Origin of the sequence: Oceanobacillus neutriphilus (assembly GCF_014645515.1) — a bacterium.
Taxonomy (GTDB): Bacteria; Bacillota; Bacilli; order Bacillales; family Amphibacillaceae; genus Oceanobacillus; species Oceanobacillus neutriphilus.
Window position 1 is genome coordinate 17,883 of sequence record NZ_BMLW01000014.1, and the last position, 19,792, is coordinate 37,674.

The 19,792-nt window shown below is 40.5% G+C and carries 15 protein-coding genes; 10 read left to right on the plus strand and 5 right to left on the minus strand.

Annotation, left to right across the window (positions count from 1 at the left end; translation table 11 throughout):
- The first annotated feature begins 147 nt into the window (after positions 1 to 147).
- Genes IEX29_RS20665 through csaB form a run of 3 tightly spaced genes read left to right on the plus strand, consistent with a single transcriptional unit; the run spans position 148 to position 4,648 of the window.
- Positions 148 to 1,668: a putative polysaccharide biosynthesis protein gene (locus IEX29_RS20665; RefSeq protein ID WP_188736826.1), complete on the plus strand. Its 1,521-nt coding sequence runs from the start codon at positions 148 to 150 to the stop codon at positions 1,666 to 1,668.
- Positions 1,669 to 1,688: 20 nt separating this feature from the next.
- Positions 1,689 to 3,542, plus strand: coding sequence for a DUF5693 family protein (locus IEX29_RS20670; RefSeq protein WP_188736829.1), 1,854 nt, complete (start codon positions 1,689 to 1,691; stop codon positions 3,540 to 3,542).
- 38 nt (positions 3,543 to 3,580) lie between these two features.
- Positions 3,581 to 4,648: a polysaccharide pyruvyl transferase CsaB gene (gene csaB, locus IEX29_RS20675; RefSeq protein WP_188736831.1), complete on the plus strand. Its 1,068-nt coding sequence runs from the start codon at positions 3,581 to 3,583 to the stop codon at positions 4,646 to 4,648.
- Positions 4,649 to 4,725: 77 nt separating this feature from the next.
- Here csaB and IEX29_RS20680 read toward each other — a convergent pair whose 3' ends face one another.
- Positions 4,726 to 5,835 (minus strand): glycosyltransferase family 4 protein, encoded by a 1,110-nt coding sequence (locus IEX29_RS20680; protein WP_188736832.1) that lies wholly within the window; start codon positions 5,833 to 5,835, stop codon positions 4,726 to 4,728.
- Positions 5,836 to 6,142: 307 nt separating this feature from the next.
- Between IEX29_RS20680 and IEX29_RS20685 the strand changes: the two genes are divergently transcribed.
- The 3 genes from IEX29_RS20685 to IEX29_RS20695 all read left to right on the plus strand — a co-directional run bounded on the left by IEX29_RS20685 (position 6,143) and on the right by IEX29_RS20695 (position 7,964).
- Positions 6,143 to 6,556 (plus strand): hypothetical protein, encoded by a 414-nt coding sequence (locus IEX29_RS20685; protein ID WP_188736834.1) that lies wholly within the window; start codon positions 6,143 to 6,145, stop codon positions 6,554 to 6,556.
- Positions 6,557 to 6,716: 160 nt separating this feature from the next.
- Entirely contained in the window at positions 6,717 to 7,469 is a 753-nt protein-coding gene (locus tag IEX29_RS20690; RefSeq protein ID WP_188736836.1) for a threonine/serine exporter family protein, read from the plus strand.
- Positions 7,470 to 7,520: 51 nt separating this feature from the next.
- Complete coding sequence (locus IEX29_RS20695) at positions 7,521 to 7,964, plus strand: threonine/serine exporter family protein (protein ID WP_188736838.1); 444 nt, start codon at positions 7,521 to 7,523, stop codon at positions 7,962 to 7,964.
- Positions 7,965 to 8,082: 118 nt separating this feature from the next.
- Here IEX29_RS20695 and IEX29_RS20700 read toward each other — a convergent pair whose 3' ends face one another.
- Entirely contained in the window at positions 8,083 to 8,640 is a 558-nt protein-coding gene (locus tag IEX29_RS20700) for an RpnC/YadD family protein (RefSeq protein WP_188736840.1), read from the minus strand.
- 447 nt (positions 8,641 to 9,087) lie between these two features.
- Between IEX29_RS20700 and zwf the strand changes: the two genes are divergently transcribed.
- Positions 9,088 to 10,563, plus strand: a complete 1,476-nt coding sequence (gene zwf, locus IEX29_RS20705; RefSeq protein WP_188736842.1) for a glucose-6-phosphate dehydrogenase — start codon at positions 9,088 to 9,090, stop codon at positions 10,561 to 10,563.
- Positions 10,564 to 10,625: 62 nt separating this feature from the next.
- On the opposite strand, the gene IEX29_RS20710 is transcribed toward zwf, so the two are convergent.
- From IEX29_RS20710 to IEX29_RS20720, 3 genes are all read right to left on the minus strand, one after another.
- Complete coding sequence (locus tag IEX29_RS20710; protein ID WP_308423659.1) at positions 10,626 to 11,024, minus strand: hypothetical protein; 399 nt, start codon at positions 11,022 to 11,024, stop codon at positions 10,626 to 10,628.
- 856 nt (positions 11,025 to 11,880) lie between these two features.
- The gene (locus IEX29_RS20715) at positions 11,881 to 14,952 is read right to left on the minus strand and encodes an efflux RND transporter permease subunit (protein WP_268239106.1); all 3,072 of its coding nucleotides are present in this window, start codon (positions 14,950 to 14,952) and stop codon (positions 11,881 to 11,883) included.
- A gap of 3 nt (positions 14,953 to 14,955) precedes the next feature.
- Positions 14,956 to 15,822: an efflux RND transporter periplasmic adaptor subunit gene (locus tag IEX29_RS20720; protein ID WP_188736846.1), complete on the minus strand. Its 867-nt coding sequence runs from the start codon at positions 15,820 to 15,822 to the stop codon at positions 14,956 to 14,958.
- A gap of 739 nt (positions 15,823 to 16,561) precedes the next feature.
- Between IEX29_RS20720 and IEX29_RS20725 the strand changes: the two genes are divergently transcribed.
- The 3 genes from IEX29_RS20725 to IEX29_RS20735 all read left to right on the plus strand — a co-directional run bounded on the left by IEX29_RS20725 (position 16,562) and on the right by IEX29_RS20735 (position 19,738).
- Positions 16,562 to 17,554: an ABC transporter substrate-binding protein gene (locus IEX29_RS20725; RefSeq protein ID WP_188736847.1), complete on the plus strand. Its 993-nt coding sequence runs from the start codon at positions 16,562 to 16,564 to the stop codon at positions 17,552 to 17,554.
- A 118-nt stretch (positions 17,555 to 17,672) separates the two neighbouring features.
- Positions 17,673 to 18,530 carry an ABC transporter permease gene (locus IEX29_RS20730; RefSeq protein WP_077600850.1) on the plus strand — a complete coding sequence of 286 codons (858 nt, stop codon included), beginning with the start codon at positions 17,673 to 17,675 and terminating at the stop codon, positions 18,528 to 18,530.
- A complete protein-coding gene (locus IEX29_RS20735) occupies positions 18,530 to 19,738 on the plus strand; it encodes a quaternary amine ABC transporter ATP-binding protein (protein ID WP_188736849.1) in 1,209 nt (402 codons plus the stop codon). Before IEX29_RS20730 ends, IEX29_RS20735 begins: the two co-directional genes overlap by 1 nt.
- Positions 19,739 to 19,792: the final 54 nt, after the last annotated feature.

Consider the following 19,792-nt stretch of genomic DNA (forward strand, 5'->3'; position numbering starts at 1 on the left):
TTTATTGAGAAACCCATACACGCTAGAATTTTTCAATATCCCTCTTCTAAAATACACATTTCTGGATAGACTAACATCAAAGCATATTTATATAAGCATGATTAAAGAAATTCCCTTCCCCCAATCGCTTAAAAAGGAGCTTTGCCGATGCATCCACTATTCAAAGGAGCTTTATTTCTTACGGTTGCCTCCGCACTGTCAAAATTGATTGGCAGCCTGTTCCGTATTCCAATGCAAAATATTGCGGGGGATGAATTACTTGGTATCTTCAGTATCGTTTATCCAATTTATATGCTGACATTAACACTGTCTGTTGCAGGAATTCCGATTGCTGTTTCTAAATTGATTTCTGAGAAGCGGATGTACAGCAGTGATAATACATCCATTTCTTCTATATTTCATACGGCCCGCCTGCTGGCTGTTCTATTTGGTATCAGCTGCTTTCTGGCTATCTGGCTGTTTGCTTCTCCCTTATCTTCTCTTTTGGGTGGCGAACAGACTCGTTTTGCATTAGTAATGGTCTCTGCTACATTGATTATTGCTCCTTATATGGCTGTATATCGCGGATATTTCCAAGGCTTTGAAATGATGCACCAAACAGCTATCTCACAAATTATCGAGCAAATATTCCGGGTAGGAATCATGCTTTTGGTTGTTTATATTCTTGTAGGGATTGATTTCAGCTATCCGGAGATTGCCGGCTGGATGATGATTGGTTCTTTTCTTGGAGCAGGTATTTCCCTGATTTACTTATTATTTGCTTATCGAAGGCAGCCTCTGCCCGCTTCGTCTTGGAAAACAGTAAACTGGGCACAATTAAAAGCAGATAGTACCTCTCTTTTAAGTCTGGCTATTCCCATTGCATTTGGATCGGTTAGCTTCTCCCTAATGCCTGTAGTTGATTCCTTAACCATCCCATATGGATTACAGCAATTTGGTATCCCGGCTGACAAAGTACCCTATGCCTTTGGAGTGTACAGTCGCGGTATTGTCTTCGTCCAGGTTATTACGATGATTGCTGCTTCTCTTGTTACACCGCTTATTCCGCATCTTTCCCGCTTGCGGGCAGCTGGAGATTTAGTGACGGTGCAACAAACGGTTTCTAAAATCATATTTATTGTGCAATTAACGGCCTGGCCTGTGGTTATTATTTCTGCATTGCTTATTACACCTCTGAATATAACATTATTCACCAATACGAGTGGAAATTCCGTTATTGTTATCCTAATTTTCAGTGGTGGCTTTTTAGCGCTGGCAATGCTTAGTACAGCTGTTTTGCAGGCGCTTGGTTATGAAAAGCAGGCAGCCGGGTTCGTTTGTATAGCAATCGTCAGCAAGGTAATTGGCAATCTGATCTTTCTGCCTATGTATGGTTTGATGGCTGCTGCCAGTATGACATTATTTAGTTATGGTTTATTAGTCATTTTCAATTTCTTCTTATTAAAACGTCATCTGAATGTGCCTTTATTTCCAGTTTCATTGCGGATTATACTAGTTGTTTCTCTCTGTTTAGGATTTATCCTTCGCTTACCAATGTCCATTTGGAAAATCGGTGTAAATAGCCGGATAGAAGCGTTCCTCTATTCCCTGGCTGTCGGGATATTTTTAATCATTACTATCATTGCATTTTTGTTTTTCTGGCGAAAGTCCGGCAAGCAAAGCAAGTAGCAAGAAGGAGTTTATGTTTCATGAAAAAGCCATTTTATATATTTAGTCTGGTTGTGCTTTTACTTATTATCAGCCTGCCGGGGATTTTCAATCGGGCGGAAGTGGAGTCTGCTAATCGCATATATGAGATTATGATGCCGCTTGAAGATTTAAGAGCCATTGCTGAAGCAGAAAATCGTCCAGATGATGAAGTACTTCAAGAATTCAAAGCAGCCGGGCTTGAAAAAGTACAGCTGGATTTTTTAACACTGGCGCGGATGGAAGAGAATCAGCTGTTAAGTATTTATTCTGATGCGGAGCTTACAGAGGCATTGCGTTTTTCTCCGGAATATAAGGATAGCTATGTAGAAAAAGGAATCTATGTGACAATCCCCCGCCAGTCTTCCTATGAAAATCTTTTGGCGCAGCATTTTTATTTAGATTACCGGATTATTGGCGGAGAACGATTTTATTATTTCACCGATCGGGGCGCCCTGGAAGAAAATATTGGCTATGATCCATATTCTATTCAAATGCTGCATAAGGCGGATATGGACTATGTATTTAGCCTGCCTAATCAAAACAGCCATGAATCAAGTACACTCTTACATAACTATAGACACCCTTCCCTTCAGGGTGTTTTATTCTCCTCGGGGGAAGTTACCGGTTATCCTGTCGAGGAGGATATGCAAGCTACTCGTGATATTCTGCAAAAGAACGGCCTTTCTTTTTATCAGCAGGAATTTACTGCCCTCGCCGGCTTGCCCGGATTGGCAAAAGAAACAAACTATCAATTTATTCGGCTGCATGGTATCACACTTGGTGAAAACTCGTTGGAAGATAGTGTACAGCAGGCTGTCCGGGCAATCAAGGAAAGAAATATCCGTTCGATTCTTGTTACTGCTGCTCCAGAAAGAGCAGCAGATGGGGTTCCTTTTATAGAAACACTTCAGCAGCAAATGCCTGCTCATTTTATCCATGGAGATGCCCAGCCTTTTCAAACGATTGCTGCAGCAAATTGGATCCATCCCCTGCTTCTTTTGGCAGGTGTTCTTTTTGGTTACGGGTTGCTAAGCTTACTTCCTTTTAAAATCATTCGCATAGCTGTAGTTTCCCTGCTGTTTATCACAGGTGCTGCCTGGCTGATAACGGATTATTTAATCCTTTTAAAGCTGTTTGCCTGGCTGATTGCTGTGTTAACTGCAGTCTGCGCCGTGTTAATCAGTGCAAATTCAAGAGCAGGAATGTGGAAGTCTACCGAAAAAGGAGCAGCTGTCTGGCTCTCTTTTTTACAGGCGTTGGGAATAACCATGATTGGCATTCTGCTGATTATCGGGCTGTTAAATGGCAATGAATTTATATCGGGAGTGGAGCTGTTTCGTGGGATTAAGCTATTGCATATTGTCCCGCCGTTCCTTGTATTCCTTGCTTTATTTGGGTATTACCTGACAAAACAAAATCGCCATTCCTTACAGAACATTTTCAATAAGGTAGTTCGTGTCTGGCATGTAATTGTGTGCTTTGGTCTCCTGCTGGTTTTTGCCTATTATATTATCCGGACAGGAAACAGCAGTCTGGTAAGCCCTTGGGAAATTACCATTCGTCATGCTTTAGAAGAAATATTATATGTTCGTCCGCGTACGAAAGAGTTCCTGATTGGTTACCCGGCAATGATTATCGGTCTTTACTTTCTTCCGCGGTCGCCAATTATCGGGAGATGTTTGCTTGTCATTGGTTCGATTGGGTTCTTATCGATGATTAACACATTTACCCATTTCCATTCCCCGCTCTTTGTTTCGCTATTGCGGTCTGTTTATGGGGTTGGATTTGGAGTTATCTTTGGTTATCTGCTTCTGTTTCTTGTGGTATGGGGACGTAAATACTGGGCAAAATAAGGAGATAAACATTAAAATTCCAAAAGGAGGATGTGACGATGCACGTTATTTTATCCGGTTATTACGGTTTTGATAATGCCGGCGATGAAGCAATCTTACATAGTATTATTGCAGCCTTGCGCCGGGAGAATCCAAGCATTGAAATCACTGTTTTATCAAACCATCCTCATCAAACCGAAAAAACATTCCAGGTTAAAAGTGTAAATCGGCACCGCTTTGCAGAAATTAATCAGGTTATGCGAGAGACAGATGGGTTAATCAGCGGCGGCGGTTCCTTATTTCAGGATGTTACCAGCAGCCGTTCACTGCTGTACTATGCCGGTGTTATTCAGCTTGCCCGATTCCATAAGGTTCCTGTATGTATCTATGCTCAAGGCATCGGTCCATTACGGAGATTATCCAGCAAGCGTCTGGTTTCTTATCTATTTAATCGTTCGCAATATATATCCGTCAGGGATAATGACTCTAAAATATTTTTACAGATGATTGGGGTAAAAGAGGCTATTCAGGTTGTACCAGATCCTGTCCTTGGACTGCAGACTACCTTTCCCGAAAAAAAGTCCGCTAATATTATTTGTGTTGCTGTACGTGCCTGGCTGGATCATCATGCCTATAAAAAGCAATTGGCTATCTGTTTAGATGGCCTCCACAAGCAGGGCTATACTATTGAATTTCTGCCGATGCATGGACAGCATGATTATGCAGCCTCTCTTGAAATTCAGCAGGCAATGCAGGCTCCAAGCAATATTCTCCCGGTTACTTCTTCCTTCACAGAAAAAATGGCTTCTATTCATCAGGCGGATGTACTTATCGGCATGCGTCTTCATGCTCTTATTTTTGCGGCAATGAGTCTGACACCTTTTGTCGCCTTATCCTACGACCCCAAAATTAATGCGCTTACGAAGCAGTTTGATCAGTCTGTTATCGGGCATGTTGATCAGCTTAACTGGACTGCAGAAACCTTGTTAGAACAGGTGCAGGAGCTATTGGATGCCAAAGAGAAGCATCCTGCGCTTAGACAGCAGCAGGTCAAGCAATTACATCAGGAAGCACAGGCTACAGCGACAACAGCCTTAAATGCGTTTAAAAGGCATAGAATAAGTTAGAGGAAGATAAAATAAACGAGATGAGGGACTTTCATTTTCCAGCCCTTTGATTGTTTAAACCACAAAAAGCAGCGACCTCAATCACTGCTTTTTTTTGATTTCTTTCTTTTTTTAAACGGTTTAAATATAAACGTCTTCACCCGGCGGAGCATCGTTACTACCGGCCTTTTCCCTCCCATAACAAGCCCGGCCAGCTCTGCAAAAATATGTAATAGAACAATCATTATAGCTGTAAATAAAAGAGAAATTGTTAAATCCGCTTCTGAGAAGAGAATACCTATTACCCCAAATAATGCACTGAACAGATAAATAATCACAACTGCTTTTCGATGGCTGTAGCCGGCATCAATTAATTGGTAGTGAATATGACGGCGATCTGCCGCCATGATGCTTTCTTTATTATACATGCGGCGAATCATCGCAACCAGTGTATCAAAGATAGGCACGGCCAGGATTACTACTGGAATAATAAAACTGAAGAAGGTAATGTTTTTAAACAGACCTAAGATCGAAATAATTGCCACGACATACCCCAGGAGATTCGAGCCGGTATCCCCCATATATATCTTGGCAGGATAAAAATTATGATATAAAAAGCCGATATTTGCCCCAATAAAGGTAATACATAAGTAAGCAACCAGCACTTGATAATCGACAAGCGCCATTGCAAAGATGCTGATCATCGCAATGGTTGTTACTCCAGTAGCCAGGCCGTCTAATCCATCGATTAAATTAATGGCATTGGTAATCCCAATAATCCAGAAGAAGGTAAGTACAGGACCTAAAAAGCCCAGCTCAACGACTCCCATAAGCGGGATTGTAATCCGTTCAATTACCAGACCGGCATAAATAAGCAGGCTTGCAGCAATGATTTGCCCCGATAATTTTACGAGAGGCCGTATGGTGTATTTATCATCAAGTGCACCCGTAATCAGAATGATAATCGAGCCAATCAGAATTTCATCTATATAAATATGTCTTGGCTGCAAATAAATCATACCAAATAAAGCACCGATAAAAATGGCTAATCCACCTAATCTCGGTGTTACTTTTTGATGTATTTTCCGGTAATTCGGTTTATCCATTGCCCCTATTTTCACCGCCAGCTTCTTTACCGGGTACGTCGCCAGTAAAGTCGTAATGGCAGAAATTAAAAAGGCTATTGCTAAATCTACATAGTTAAACATAGTATTCTCCTAAATCTTACAATTCACTTGCATCCAGCTTCTATTCAGCTGACCGCAGTAAAGAGAACTGGGTAAGCTTCCTATTCCATTTCCATAACATTTCTTTTTTCGACATTTTTTCCTGTCGGCTTCTTTAAATTATATAAGACTCTTCCTAGATTGCGCAATGATTTATCCCATTATTCTTCGGGAAACTTTCATGGCGGGCTTCTTTCCAGACTAAAATAGGTAAAGGGAAGCTTTTATTGAGGATAAAGTTATGGTACATTCATTATTAATCAGTTTCTTGAGAAGGAGGTGCTCCTGCGTGTATTTATATATTTTTGTATTAGCAGCTGTTATCGCTGTGCTTGGGATAATTCGTGTATTTCGTTCCACCGTGGACAATATGCTGACCGAGCCCGAAAAGGTTCAGCAGTATATGTCGGGCTTTTTCACGAAGGTTGCTCTGGTCGAATTTTTACCTATCATCCTGGTTATACTCGGCTTTGTTTTTCTGCAGGGAGAACAGCAGGAAATGGCTGACGCCTATGTTCCTATTGCCATTATTGTCATTTTAATTATTTTTAATATGTTTTATGTTTTCTCTCAGCGTTCGCCTGCAGGTAATGTCGAACAGGATATGAAACAGCGTATTCAAACGCTGATATTTCTTACGATAGCTTTAGCAAACTCGATACCTTTTATTGCAATTATTTTTATAGTTCTGTCTGTAAATTAATCCTGGTGTTTATTACATCAGGATTTTTTGTCTGCTTCTTCTGCTGTGTTTAAAAACTTCAGGCTAACTTAGTAATTTCAGATTTATGGCTTTCTTTCACCGCTTTATTTACTTATAATATAGAATGTTATCGTTCTGATTCGGAAATGGGGGTTATGTTTTGAGTAAGCCGTCTGTCACAGTAGAAAAAATATGTTTACTGGCCGGGAAAATTATGCTGGCTTCAGGAGCTGAGACTTATCGGGTGGAGGATACGATGGACCGGATCGCACAGTGCTATGGTGTAGAAAACCCTCAGAGCTATGCTACCCTGACCGGTTTACACTTTTCACTGGATTATACATCAAGCAGTTATTTCTTACGGATTACCAAGCGGGCTACTGACCTGCATAAAATAGATGAGGTAAATCAGCTTTCACGGGAAATTGTTGCCAATAAAATGCCGCTTTCAACTGCCTATGACAAGCTGAAAGCTTTAGAAAAAAATGTACCGGCTTTTTCTTTAAGCTTTCAAGTTCTGGCGGCCGCATTGGTCAGTGGATGTTTCTCTCTCATGTTCGGCGGGATCTGGCCGGATTTTCTGCCGGCTTGTCTAGCTGGCGGAATAGGCTATCTGACAATGATTCTTTTTGATAAAATGATTGAGATTCGTTTTCTTGCAGAGTTTTTTGGAGCATCGTTCGTCGGTTTAATAGCCTTATCCTGTTTTTCGTTGGGATTTGGCGGCAGTCTGGAAATGATTATTATCGGTGCTGTGATGCCCCTTGTTCCCGGACTTCCTATTACCAATGCCATCCGTGATTTAATGGCCGGCCACCTTGTTTCCGGTGTTTCGAAGGGAATTGAGTCCCTGCTCACTGCTGTGGCAATCGGAGCAGGGATTGCGATTGTTTATGGGTTCTTCCCGGTTTAAGGAGATTTCAAAAAATATTTAGGTAGCCTATCGATTGGAGGATGGAATAAAATGTTAGAGATAATTGTACAGCTTGCCGCCAGTTTTATTGCATCCGCTGGCTTCGGGGTATTATTTAATGCACCTAAGAAATCATTAATTCCATGCGGCCTTGTCGGAATGACCGGCTGGATTTTCTTTTATACCCTGACGAATCATCAGGTAGACATCGTTGCTGCAACAGCGTTCGCAGCTATCCTTGTCTCTATTCTCAGTCAGGTTTGTTCACGTATTCTAAAACGCCCGATTATTATATTCACCGTATCCGGTATTATCCCGCTTGTTCCCGGCGGTGTTGCCTATAATGCCATGCGGAACTTTGTCGAAAACGATTATAATACAGCTATTCAGCTCTCTGCCCAGGTGATGCTGCTGGCTGGAGGTATTGCGATCGGTTTAATGTTTTCCCAGGTTATTAATCAAATTATGACGAAGCTGCAGAAGGCGAAGCAGTAATCTGCGCAGGAGTTTCTTTCGTTAATCTTTCATTTTATATTAAAAAGTGAGCCGATTCTCATATGAAAACTGGCTCACTTTTTTTATTTTTTCAGAGCTGATCCCCTATTCTTTTTGCTCATTCGCCCGCAAGTTTTTTAATTTCTTCCTGGCTATATTCTGTGATGTCTTCTATTTCACTGATAGACATGCCTTTTTCTATCAATTTTAAAACGATTTGCTGCCTTTCTTTTTTTCTTCCCTCTTTTATACCTTCCTGTTTTCCTTCCTGCTTCCCTTCTTCTTTACCTCTCTCAAAATATGAGTTTGGCAGCTGCAACACGACTTCCTTCTCCTCTTCCGGCAAGTTTTCAATTTCCTCCATCATTTGCGCTTCCTCCTCTTTATTTAGTTTCAAATAGGTCTCAAAAAATCCATATAGAAATGTTGTTTTAGCAGGGTCTATTTTCATCCGGGTAATCATGCGCAGAAATTCTATCTTCACCTGGACACGTTCATGCTCTTCATAACCCATCTGACTGAGTAATGCGGCTACGGCCGGGTTATCTGATTGAATATATTCTCTCCAGTTTTTCTTTTTCAAGTGTAATTGTAAAAAATTAAATTGAAGTACATTTTGTGTAGGTGTATCTATTCGGAATTGAGTTGGTTCTTCTTTTTCCCTATTATAACTCAAAACAGCGATGGGTTGAATCGGTTTGCGGTGTTTAGCATAGAGGTAAGAAAAATATTTATTTTACCAATCGTCTCAAAATAAGTCCACTGTTTTCATAGCTAAACTTGCTTAAAACCTGCCCTATTAATAAAAACACAGCTATTCCGCTTCTACTGTTAACGCTTTATTTTCCATTACTAACAGGTTGTTCCATTTGAATTCTGAAAAGTTAATTTATTTTCTCGTTTTTACAGGTATATATATTGACAAAGATACCGTTCATTCTGTAAAGTTAATGATTAATCCCCTTCTAATCTTTAGGGTATTTTTAATGTTTTTAAAGGGTGTTCAAAGGTTCAATAAAATAACGCATTAACATAAAAAATATTAGCAGAAAGGTTATTTTAACAGCTTTTTGAATAAGCACTGTTAACATCTTTATCAACTAAAGAATTGAGGAATTTAATCATGAGTGAAACTATACAACCGAAAGCAACTATCGTGATTTTTGGAGCAACTGGAGATTTGGCAAACCGTAAATTGTATCCATCTATCTATCGTCTTTATAAGAGCGGGAAATTAGATGAAGATTTTGCAGTTATCGGTCTTGCCCGCCGTGGATGGAATAATGATATTATCCGCGAAAAAGTAGAGGAATCGATTCAGGGCTTAATTTCTGAAGGCGAAGACGTATCCGAATTCACTTCTCATTTTTACTATAGATCTTTTGATGTGACTTCTACAGATTCCTATAATGACTTAAGGGATATGGTGGAGTCTCTTGAAAAAGAATATCATACCGGTGGAAACCGCCTGTTCTACTTAGCAATGGCTCCAGACTTTTTCGGAACAATCGCAAATCAGCTGAAAAACCATGGTTTAAAGGAAACTTCAGGCTGGACACGATTAGTTATCGAAAAACCATTTGGACATGACTTACCGTCTGCTAAAAAGCTGAATAAAGAACTTCAGGCTGCTTTTGATGAAAATCAAATCTACCGTATTGACCATTATCTTGGAAAAGAAATGGTTCAAAACATTGAAGTTATCCGTTTTGCGAACGGGATCTTTGAACACCTGTGGAATAATCAGTTTATCAATAATATTCAAGTTACCAGCAGTGAGACACTTGGTGTAGAAGAACGTGCGCACTATTACGATAAATCCGGTGCTACGAGGGATATGATTCAAAACCATATGATGCAAATGGTTGCCCTGCTCGCTATGGAGCCGCCGATTAATCTTAGCACAGAGGAAATCCGTTCTGAAAAAATAAAGGTATTACGCGCATTGCGTCCGATAAAAGAAGAAAAAGTCAGCGAGTATTTTGTCCGGGGCCAGTATGGTGCCGGGAATGTAAATGGCGAAGAGGTCATCGGCTATCAGGATGAAGCAGATGAGTTAAAAGGTTCTGAAACAGAAACCTTTGTTGCCGGAAAGCTGGCAATTGATAATTACCGTTGGGCCGGTGTTCCTTTTTATATTCGCACAGGAAAGCGTATGAAAGAAAAATCAACAAAAATTGTTATCGAATTTAAAGATATTCCTATGAACCTTTATCATAAAAAAGATGATTTACGCAATCCGAATCTGCTTGTCATTAACATTCAGCCAAATGAAGGAATTACACTTCACCTGAATGCGAAGAAAACAGGTAATGGCAATTTAACAGAGCCTATTCAGCTTGCTTATCATCAGGATGCCCAGGCCGGGATTAACACGCCGGAGGCTTATGAAAAGCTTATCTACGACAGTATGCTTGGCGATGCAACCAACTTTACACACTGGGATGAGGTAGCATTGTCCTGGGAATTTGTCGATCGTCTGTTAGCCAGCTGGGCAAGTCAAAAGGCGGAATTCCCGAATTATGAATCTGGATCTATGGGACCAAAAGCTGCGGATGAATTGCTTGAAAAAGATGGATTCCGCTGGTGGCCTGAATAAAACCACACGGTTATAACGAATAAATAAGCCCCTTGCAGTTTAGTCAGCAAGAGGCTTATTTTTTAATATCTTCTTGATTGAAATACGGAAATAATAAGCACGATGCTTGTTAACCAATGCAGTACCATGCCGACAATCGGAATAAATCCAATAATACTTGTAATAATTCCTAAAACACTTCCTGCTATCCATCTTCTATCACGGCTGGCAAGCACCAGGGTGATAATATGAAGAACCAGCATCACAAATAATGGCGTATAGCCTGATCCTATAATATATATGCCGCCAAAAAGCGGAATTCCAAGCAGCCCTTCAAATACACCTGTCAGTAATTGCATAATTTGAGATAATACCATCTTATCCACCTTCTCCTTGCTTTCCTTTTCTCTTATCATACCCGATTTTCGACTAAAACGGACATTTTTTATGGTAATTCGATGCATTTTTACATTATAACCCAACTTTCGCACCTAAGTATAAACATACTAACCTTGCTGTTCCAGGATGTACATGGTCTCTATTAACATGCTTTCTTTTGGTTAACTCATCTTTTTATTTTTTGAACAGGTTATTGTGTATAGCTTCCGCTCCGGCCAACCACTCCGTTTTCCATGGGGACGGCTTCAGCTAACTTGAAAAGAAACCCGCTTTTCAAGTGGATCTTCAGCTCGCCCTGTTCCCATAGGAGTCTACGTGGTTGGCCTGCGCTCTAATAGGATTCTACAGCGCATGGAAGAAATAATATCCTGATGAAGTTAGGTGAAATCATCTTTTTTTAGCCTAAATAAACAATCATGCTGGTGTTTCAAATGGTTTTAGCAGTTCAAATCATAACAGCATGAATAATTCATATCAAGAATAGCTTTCATACACCAAAAACAAGGGTTGCTGAGCACGTTTACCATGCAACACGAAAAATTTGTTCTGTCAGATCTACCTTTTATTTGTTCAGTTATTTCAGTATAGAATATCCTGCTAGCGGAGGCGGACCGTTTTGACTCCTGAGGGATTAGCACCATCTGAAGATCCACTTTTGCCAAGTGCTCTTCTTGGCAAAAGTTAGCTGAAGAGCGTGCCCCTAGGAAAGCAAAACGGTCCGACGCAGCGGTCGCTTTACACTTTACCTTCTATCTTTGTCAACAGATATTTGGAAGAAATGATCAATTCCTGTTCCTACGGATAGGAAGTTACTTATTAAAGCGCATAATTTGAGTTATAACTAAAATTTTTTATTATGCTAGGCTTTATAAAAAAAGGAAGCTCCTGCCAATAAACTTTTTACCTTTATGACTGGAGCAGATCCTCTTTTTTCATTTTTTAGCTTTTTGCTGCTTTTTTCCGTTTTCTTCTTCCCGTTACTTTCTTCGTCATATTATCAAAGATCAGATAGATAACAGGTACAAAGAATAAGGTAAAGATACTGGAAACAGTTAATCCGAAGATAATCGTCACTGCTAACGGCTGCTGCAGTTCTGCTCCTTCACCGATGCCTAATCCTAATGGAATCATTGCCAGAATGGTAGTGAGTGATGTCATCAGGATCGGACGCAGTCTTGAGCGGCCAGCTTCAATGATAGCTTCGAGCTGATCCATTCCCCGTCTGCGCAAAATATTGATATAGTCGACAAGGACAATGGAGTTATTAACAACAATCCCGGCGAGCATGATGATGCCGATAAATCCGGCTACACTGAGAGAAATATTTGTTACAAATAATCCGCCGATAACACCGATAATGGTTGTCGGCAATGCAAACATAATAATAAATGGCTGCAGGAGATTTTCAAATTGTACAGCAAGAACGATATACACTAAGAAAATCGAAAAGATAAGCGCTAAGCCAAGATCCATAAAGGCATCTTCCATATCTTCCGCCTGACCGCCAATGTTATAGCTATAGCCTTCCGGGAAGTCCATTTGATTAAGTTTTGATTCTATATCCGATACGACACTTCCTAAATCACGGTCAACCACTCCGGAGCTGATATTCATCTGTGCCTGCTGATTTTCTCTCAATAGCGTCTGCGGCCCTTCCGCCTGCTCTATCTCAACAAGTTCATCTAATGGCACTGTTGCTCCTGATGGTGATTGAATGCTTGTATCCAGCAGATCCTCAATGGTTGTACGGGTATCTTCCGGATAGGAAAGATTGATATCAATTTCCTGGCCATCCTCGCGATATTGTCCAATTACCTGTCCGGAGAACTTCATTTCCAGCTGGCTGGTGATTTGTGCTCCTGATAAACCGTAGCCGGATGCAAGGTCTTCATCTACACGAATCTCCATTTGTGGAATACCGTCTTCTGCAGTGGAGGATAGATTTGTAACACCTTCTATCTCTTCTACCTCTGTGAACACCTGCTCCGATAAATCAATAAGCTTCTCATTTTCAGGTCCATTTAATTGTATAGTTATCGGGTCTCCCATCTGCATACCGCCATCCATGGCAGAGGCTGTAATATCAGCACCCGCAATATGCTGCACCCGTTCATCAATTTCCACCATAATCTGCCCGGTTGAGCGATCCCGTTCAGATGCCGGTACTAATTGCAGTGTATAGTTTGACTCGTTTACACTACCCGTAAAGTCAGAAGATCCAATGGTTACATAGTTAACCTCCATATACTCCTCATAATCTGCTAAAATTTCATCCACTTGTTCTGTAATATTCATTGTATAATCTAAACTGCTTCCCGGCGGAGTTTCCACCGAAATCTGCGCCTGCCCCTGGTCTGCTGATGGCATAAATTCCATTCCGATCCGAGGTATCAGGAAAAGACTTCCCGCAATCGCTAAAATTGTTACCAGCACGGTTGTTTTTCTAAATTTCAAGACCTTTTCCAAACCATTGCCATAGCGATCCTTTAACCAGTTTAAGAATTGATCAAACCAATATCTTTTTCCTGAACCTTCCATGACATTTGCTAACAGCTTAGAAGACAGCATGGGCACCAGGGTAACTGCAACAACTAAGGAAGCCACCAAGGAGAAGGATACCGTAAGAGCTAACGGTTTAAATAAATCAGATGATATTCCTTCTACAAAAACAATTGGCAAGAATACGACTAATGTTGTTGTTGTCGAGGCAATAACTGCCGGTGCCAGCTCAATGGATCCCTTGGTTGCGGCTTCAAACAGACTGTAGCCTCTTCGCCGGTAGGAATAAATATTTTCTAAAATAATAATCGAACTGTCCAGCATCATGCCTATCCCTAAAGCTAATCCGCCCAGAGAAAGGACATTCAATGTCTGTCCTGTAAAGTACATCAATACAAAGGTTGCTATAATAGCAATTGGAATCGATAATCCAATAACAATCGTTGCACGGACACTCTTTAAAAATAAAAGCAGAATCAGAAAGGAAATGGCTCCTCCGATTAAAATATTATTCATCACAGAGTCAATCGACATCTCAATAAATTCAGAGGTGTCAATGATTGTTTTTAAATTCAGACCCTCTGGTAAATCCTCAATGATCCCCGGCATCGCATCTGTAATGTTTGACGCCACTTCGACCGTGTTCGCATCTGTCTGCTTCATAACAGACAGGACAAGAGCGTGTTCACCGTTTACCATCGTTTCAGAGGAAACATCTTTAAAATCATCCTGCACTGTTGCAATATCGGAAATGCGGACAATACCGCCTGCTTCTGACTGAATTTGTGTATTTTCAATATTCTCGATACTGTCAAATTCACCAATGACGCGAATCTGCAAATCCTGGTCTCCCTGCTCTACTGTGCCAATCGAGGAGGAGCTGTTAGAGCTTCCAAGTGTATCCATCACTGTTTGAGCGGATATCCCGTATTGTTCCAGACTTGCCTCATCCAACTCAATTTGAATCTCTCTTTCTAAGCCCCCTTCAATCGTGACAGAGGCTACGCCTTCCTGTCTTTCAAAGAAAGGAACAATTTGCTGATCTGCTATTTCTGTTAACTCGGCTAAATCATCGCCGGTTAACCCTAAGTACATAACAGGAAGTGAATCAGGACTGAAGCGGAGAATATTCGGATCCCCTGCTCCTTCCGGCAGCATTCCTTTTACTTGATCGACCTGTTCTCTCACATCCAGTAAGGCCTGATCTAAATCTGTTCCATTTTGAAACATCATCATGACCATGGATGAACCAGATTGCGATTGCGATTGAACGGTATCTATTCCCTCTACTGCACTTACTGCTGATTCAAGCGGTCTGCTGATTAAATTCTGTATATCCTCCGGTGCTGCATCCTGATAATTTGTCGCAACAACTGCTACCGGCAAATCTATTTCAGGGAAAAGATCGACCGCAAGATTACGCAGTGACATGAATCCTAAAGCAAGAACAGCCAACACGATCATAATGACACCAATCGGCCGTTTTACAGAAGTTTTTATAAGCTGTTTCAAAATCTATTCCCCTTTCACTACTTCGACAGCATCGCCGTCTTCTAATCCGGATTGACCTGTTATTACGATTTCTTCCTCTGCTTCTATATCGCCTTCAATTGCTGTTTGCTGCGATTGCATCGTAACTACAGTAACGGCACGCTGCTCAACCGTTTCATCATCCGTTACAACAAATACAAAGGATTCTCCTTCGCTCTCTGCAACTGCTTCTGTCGGTACTAATAAAGCATCCGATTCAACTGTTTCATCCACCGTTATCTTTGCAACAGATCCGGAGATAAAGGATGAATCTCCCGCCTCGAATGTAGCCGTAACAGAATATAATCCTGTATCATCAGGAACCCGGTCCGTATTTGTAATAGTGGCTGCCTTTTCTTCTCCATTCACGGTTAAAGTTACTTCATCATCGATATTCAGGAGTCTCAGCATACTTTCCGATACACTGCCTGTCGCCTGCCATTCATCTGTATCAGCAATCAGCATAAACGGTTCTTCCGGATCAATATTCTCTCCTTCTCCTGCCTGGATTTGAATAACTTCTCCAGCTTCAGGTGCATCAACAGATTGTATACTGCCATCAAAAGACAATTCAGCAACTGTATCATTTTTTTCTACTTTATCTCCAGTCTTGACTTCTAATGTATCCACCTCTAATGGCTGTTCTATCATAATCGGGGTTACTTGAGCAGCTTCAATCCGGCCGTTATACGTTCTCTCCCGGGTTAAATTCCCTTCCTTGACTTCATCTGTCTGCACAGAAGTAATCACTTGCTCCCCGCTTTCTTCAGCGGATTCATTCTCATCTTCCGTGCATGCCGCTAATGTAAGCAGCAAAAAAACCAATCCTATTGCTCCAATCCTTCTTTTCATAGTTATGTATATGCCCCTTCCATATTTTATCTGGAGTAAGTTCCTCCAGTTTTTATTAAATTTCACTTCTTTATGTAGTACGAAAGGTTCGTATATTTTGTTTCAGATAATTCCACATTCTCGTATATCTATTGAAAACATTTGTACGTCGAAAGCAAATCGGTCCGCCGCAGCGGTGGTTTTACATGTTATCTTCTTTCTAAATAGCGTTTTTGCTTTGTCAAGAGATAGATGGAAGGAACGATCAATACCTATCACTACGATAAGCAAGTTATTTTTTAAGGTGCGAAAATTGAGTTATCTAATTTTACGTCTGGTACAGGTTTCATTCCTCTTTTATATGGGAATGCATAAACAATATTAATTTTGCTATTATTTCGACAAAAACCAAATTACAATTTATACGTTTTCATGACATCTTATACGTATTTTAGAGTATTCTCGACAATTATAAAGATATATACATCTAAACCTGCTTTAATTTCGCTATACATAGAAATATGCACATTTATACACTTTTAAGCGCTTTGTTTATTCTTACATGTATAAGGTATAATAAAGAATCGAATCACCGTTATCTTCCATACTAATGCACTACCCCCACCCTGCTTTCGGTACAAATAGAATAGTTTATTTGCCCTCTACAAAAGGTTCTTTAAGTTTTATATACTATTTTGTTTTAATTTTTTATCAAAACATATACCTGAAAATTACCAAAATAAAAAGGAGACGGAAAAAAATGAAAAAATTATTATTTGCTTTGATGACTGCTTCAGTTCTTGTTTTATCTGCCTGTGGCGACTCGTCAGATGGAGATATTGACACAATTGTTTTTACTGATGCCGGCTGGGACAGCGTGAATGTACATAACTATATTGCCGGAAAAATTGTTGAAGAAGGATATGGCTACGATACAGATATAACTTCTGGATCAACAGCTGCAACAATGCAGGGGTTAAAAGATGGAGATATTAATGTAAATATGGAGGTATGGACAGATAATATCCGGGAGCTTTATGAAGAGCTGACGGAAGACGGTGATATTGAAACATTATCTGTTAACTTTGATGATAATAATCAGGGAATTTACGTTCCTGCCTATGTCATTGAAGGAGATCCTGAAAGAGGGATTGAGCCGCTTGCACCTGATCTGAAAACCGTAGAGGATTTAAAAAAATATCCTGAAGTATTTGAAGACCCTGAAGATCCGGGAAGAGGCCGTTTAATTAACGCTCCGAGCGGTTGGGAAGTCGAGCAGGCAATTAATGATAAATTTGATTTTTATGGATTGGATGAAACATTTAACAACTTCAGCCCGGGATCTGATTCTGCCATTATTACAGATTTAGCCCGTGCTTATGAAGCAGGTGAAGGATGGGTTGGCTACTACTGGTCACCTACTGCAATCACAGCAAAATATGATTTAATTTTATTAGAGGAAGCACCATATGATGAAGAAGTGTGGGAAGAGTCCAGAGGAACCGAATTCCCGCCAAATGATGTAGTTATATCTGTACATTCCGATTTTCCTGAACAGGCACCCGAGGTTGCCGAATTCCTGGAGCACTATGAAACCAGCAGTGCACTGACGGAAGAAGCTTTAGAGTACATGGAAGAAAATGGAGCGTCCACAGAAGAGGCTGCTCTATGGTGGATGCAGGAGCATGAAGATATTTGGACAGAATGGGTTCCGGATGATGTCGCTCAGGATGTACTTGACTCGCTTGAATAATAGAATATAAAAAACATGGAGTAGCTTGCCACCAGGCTGGCTGCTCTTTGTTTACCACTTGATTAAACACATTAAAGAAGGAGAGGTAAATACTGCTTTTTCAGCAGTTATAATGCTTATGATTAGTTTTCCAGATATTACTTTCGAAGCCGGTAAGTATGTTGATGACCTTGTCAGTTTTCTTGCCGATAATTTAGAAGCTTTATTTGATTTTATATTTTTTGTAACCTCCAGATCCATTAGTGGACTGACTGACTTCCTTATGATTATTCCATGGTGGCTGTTTATTATTATCATCTTTTTACTCGGGTGGTATTTTAAATCTTTTTTCTCCGGTATTTTATATGGCATATTTATATTTCTTATCGGGACATTTGGACTTTGGGAAGAAATGATGATTACGATTTCCATTATTTTAACTGCCGTTATTATTTGTTTAATTATCGGAATTCCACTTGGAGTTGCGATGGCATTTAATAAGTGGGTTTCCATGATATTACGTCCTATTCTTGATGCAATGCAGACGATGCCGAGTTTTGTGTATTTAATTCCAGCAATTTTCTTCTTCGGACTGGGGAACGTTTCCGCTATCTTCGCTACATTGATTTATTCCTTGCCGCCGGTTATCCGTTTAACAGACCTGGCTATCCGCGGTGTTGATAAAGAAGTGGTTGAATCGGCACATTCATTCGGTTCTTCCAGATGGCAAACCTTAACAAAGGTCCAACTGCCGCAAGCATTGCCGACAATTATGGCCGGGGTCAACCAGACAACCATGATGGCATTGGCAATGGTGGTTATTGCCTCCATGGTTGGAGCATCCGGTCTTGGAGAACAGGTTCTTGTATCGATTAACCGGATTGATATCGCTCTCGGTTTCGAAGCTGGTATCAGTATCGTATTCTTAGCAATTATTATTGACCGAATTACAAATGGAATTGCTGAAAAAGTACAACGTCGTGGGGGTAATCAATAATGACTGTACAAATTCAAGTAAAAAACGTATCTAAAATATTTGGTTCCAAACCAAAATCCGCTATTCCTTTGATCAAAAAAGGATTATCCAAGGAAGAAATCTTAAAGAAAACCAATCATACAGTAGGTGTTTATGATGCTACCTTTGATATTAATAAAGGGGAAGTTTTCGTTATTATGGGTCTGTCGGGAAGTGGAAAATCAACATTGATCCGCTGCTTCAACCTATTGAATAAACCGACAGATGGTTCGATTTTATTAGACGGACAGGATATTACCAAGTGCAGCCGGGATGAGTTGAAAAAGGTCCGGCAGGAAAAAATCGCAATGGTTTTCCAGCATTTCGGTCTATTCAGCCATCGGACTATTTTAGCAAATGTAGAGTATGGTTTAGAAATTCGTAATGTACCTAAAGAAAAACGCCGGGAAATCGCACAGCAGAATATTGAAACAGTAGGCTTAAAAGGCTATGAGGATAAATATCCGGATGAATTATCCGGCGGGATGCAGCAGCGCGTCGGCTTAGCCCGGGCACTCACCAATAATCCTGACATTCTCTTAATGGACGAGCCTTTCAGTGCGCTTGACCCATTAATTCGCCGGGAAATGCAGTTGGAGCTGTTAGATATTCAGGAGCGGCTGCAAAAAACGATTATTTTTATTACCCATGATGTGAATGAAGCCTTCCGGATTGGTGATCGTGTTGCCGTGATGAAGGATGGGCATGTGGAGCAGGTCGGTACTCCGGAAGAAATTATCGCAAACCCTGCCAATGAGTATATTTCCGATTTTATTAAGGATATCGACCGTTCGAAGGTATTCCAGGCCAGTCATATTATGACTAAGCCGAATGCGCTTGTTTCCAGTAAAGATGGTTTAAATGTGGCGATAAAAGAAATGCGTGAGAACGGGATTTCCAGTGTATTTGTCGTTGACCGTTCCAGACGCATCCAAGGGATTGTTACCATTGACGATGCTATTCAAGGGATTAAGGAAAAGAAATCATTAAGCGATGTAATCAGAGAAGATATTACTATTGTTAACGAAGAGGAATATATCAATGATTTAATTCCAAAAGCATTGGAATCAAGCTTCCCCTTAGCTGTTGTCAATGAGGATAACAAGCTTGTCGGCTATATCTTACGCGTTCACGTATTATCCGGACTCACCTCTGATGACGTGAATGAAAGCGAAGAATATGTTTACTAAGTTAGTTATATTAACATAGAGGTATAACTTGCTCAAAAAAGAAAGAAGAAGGTA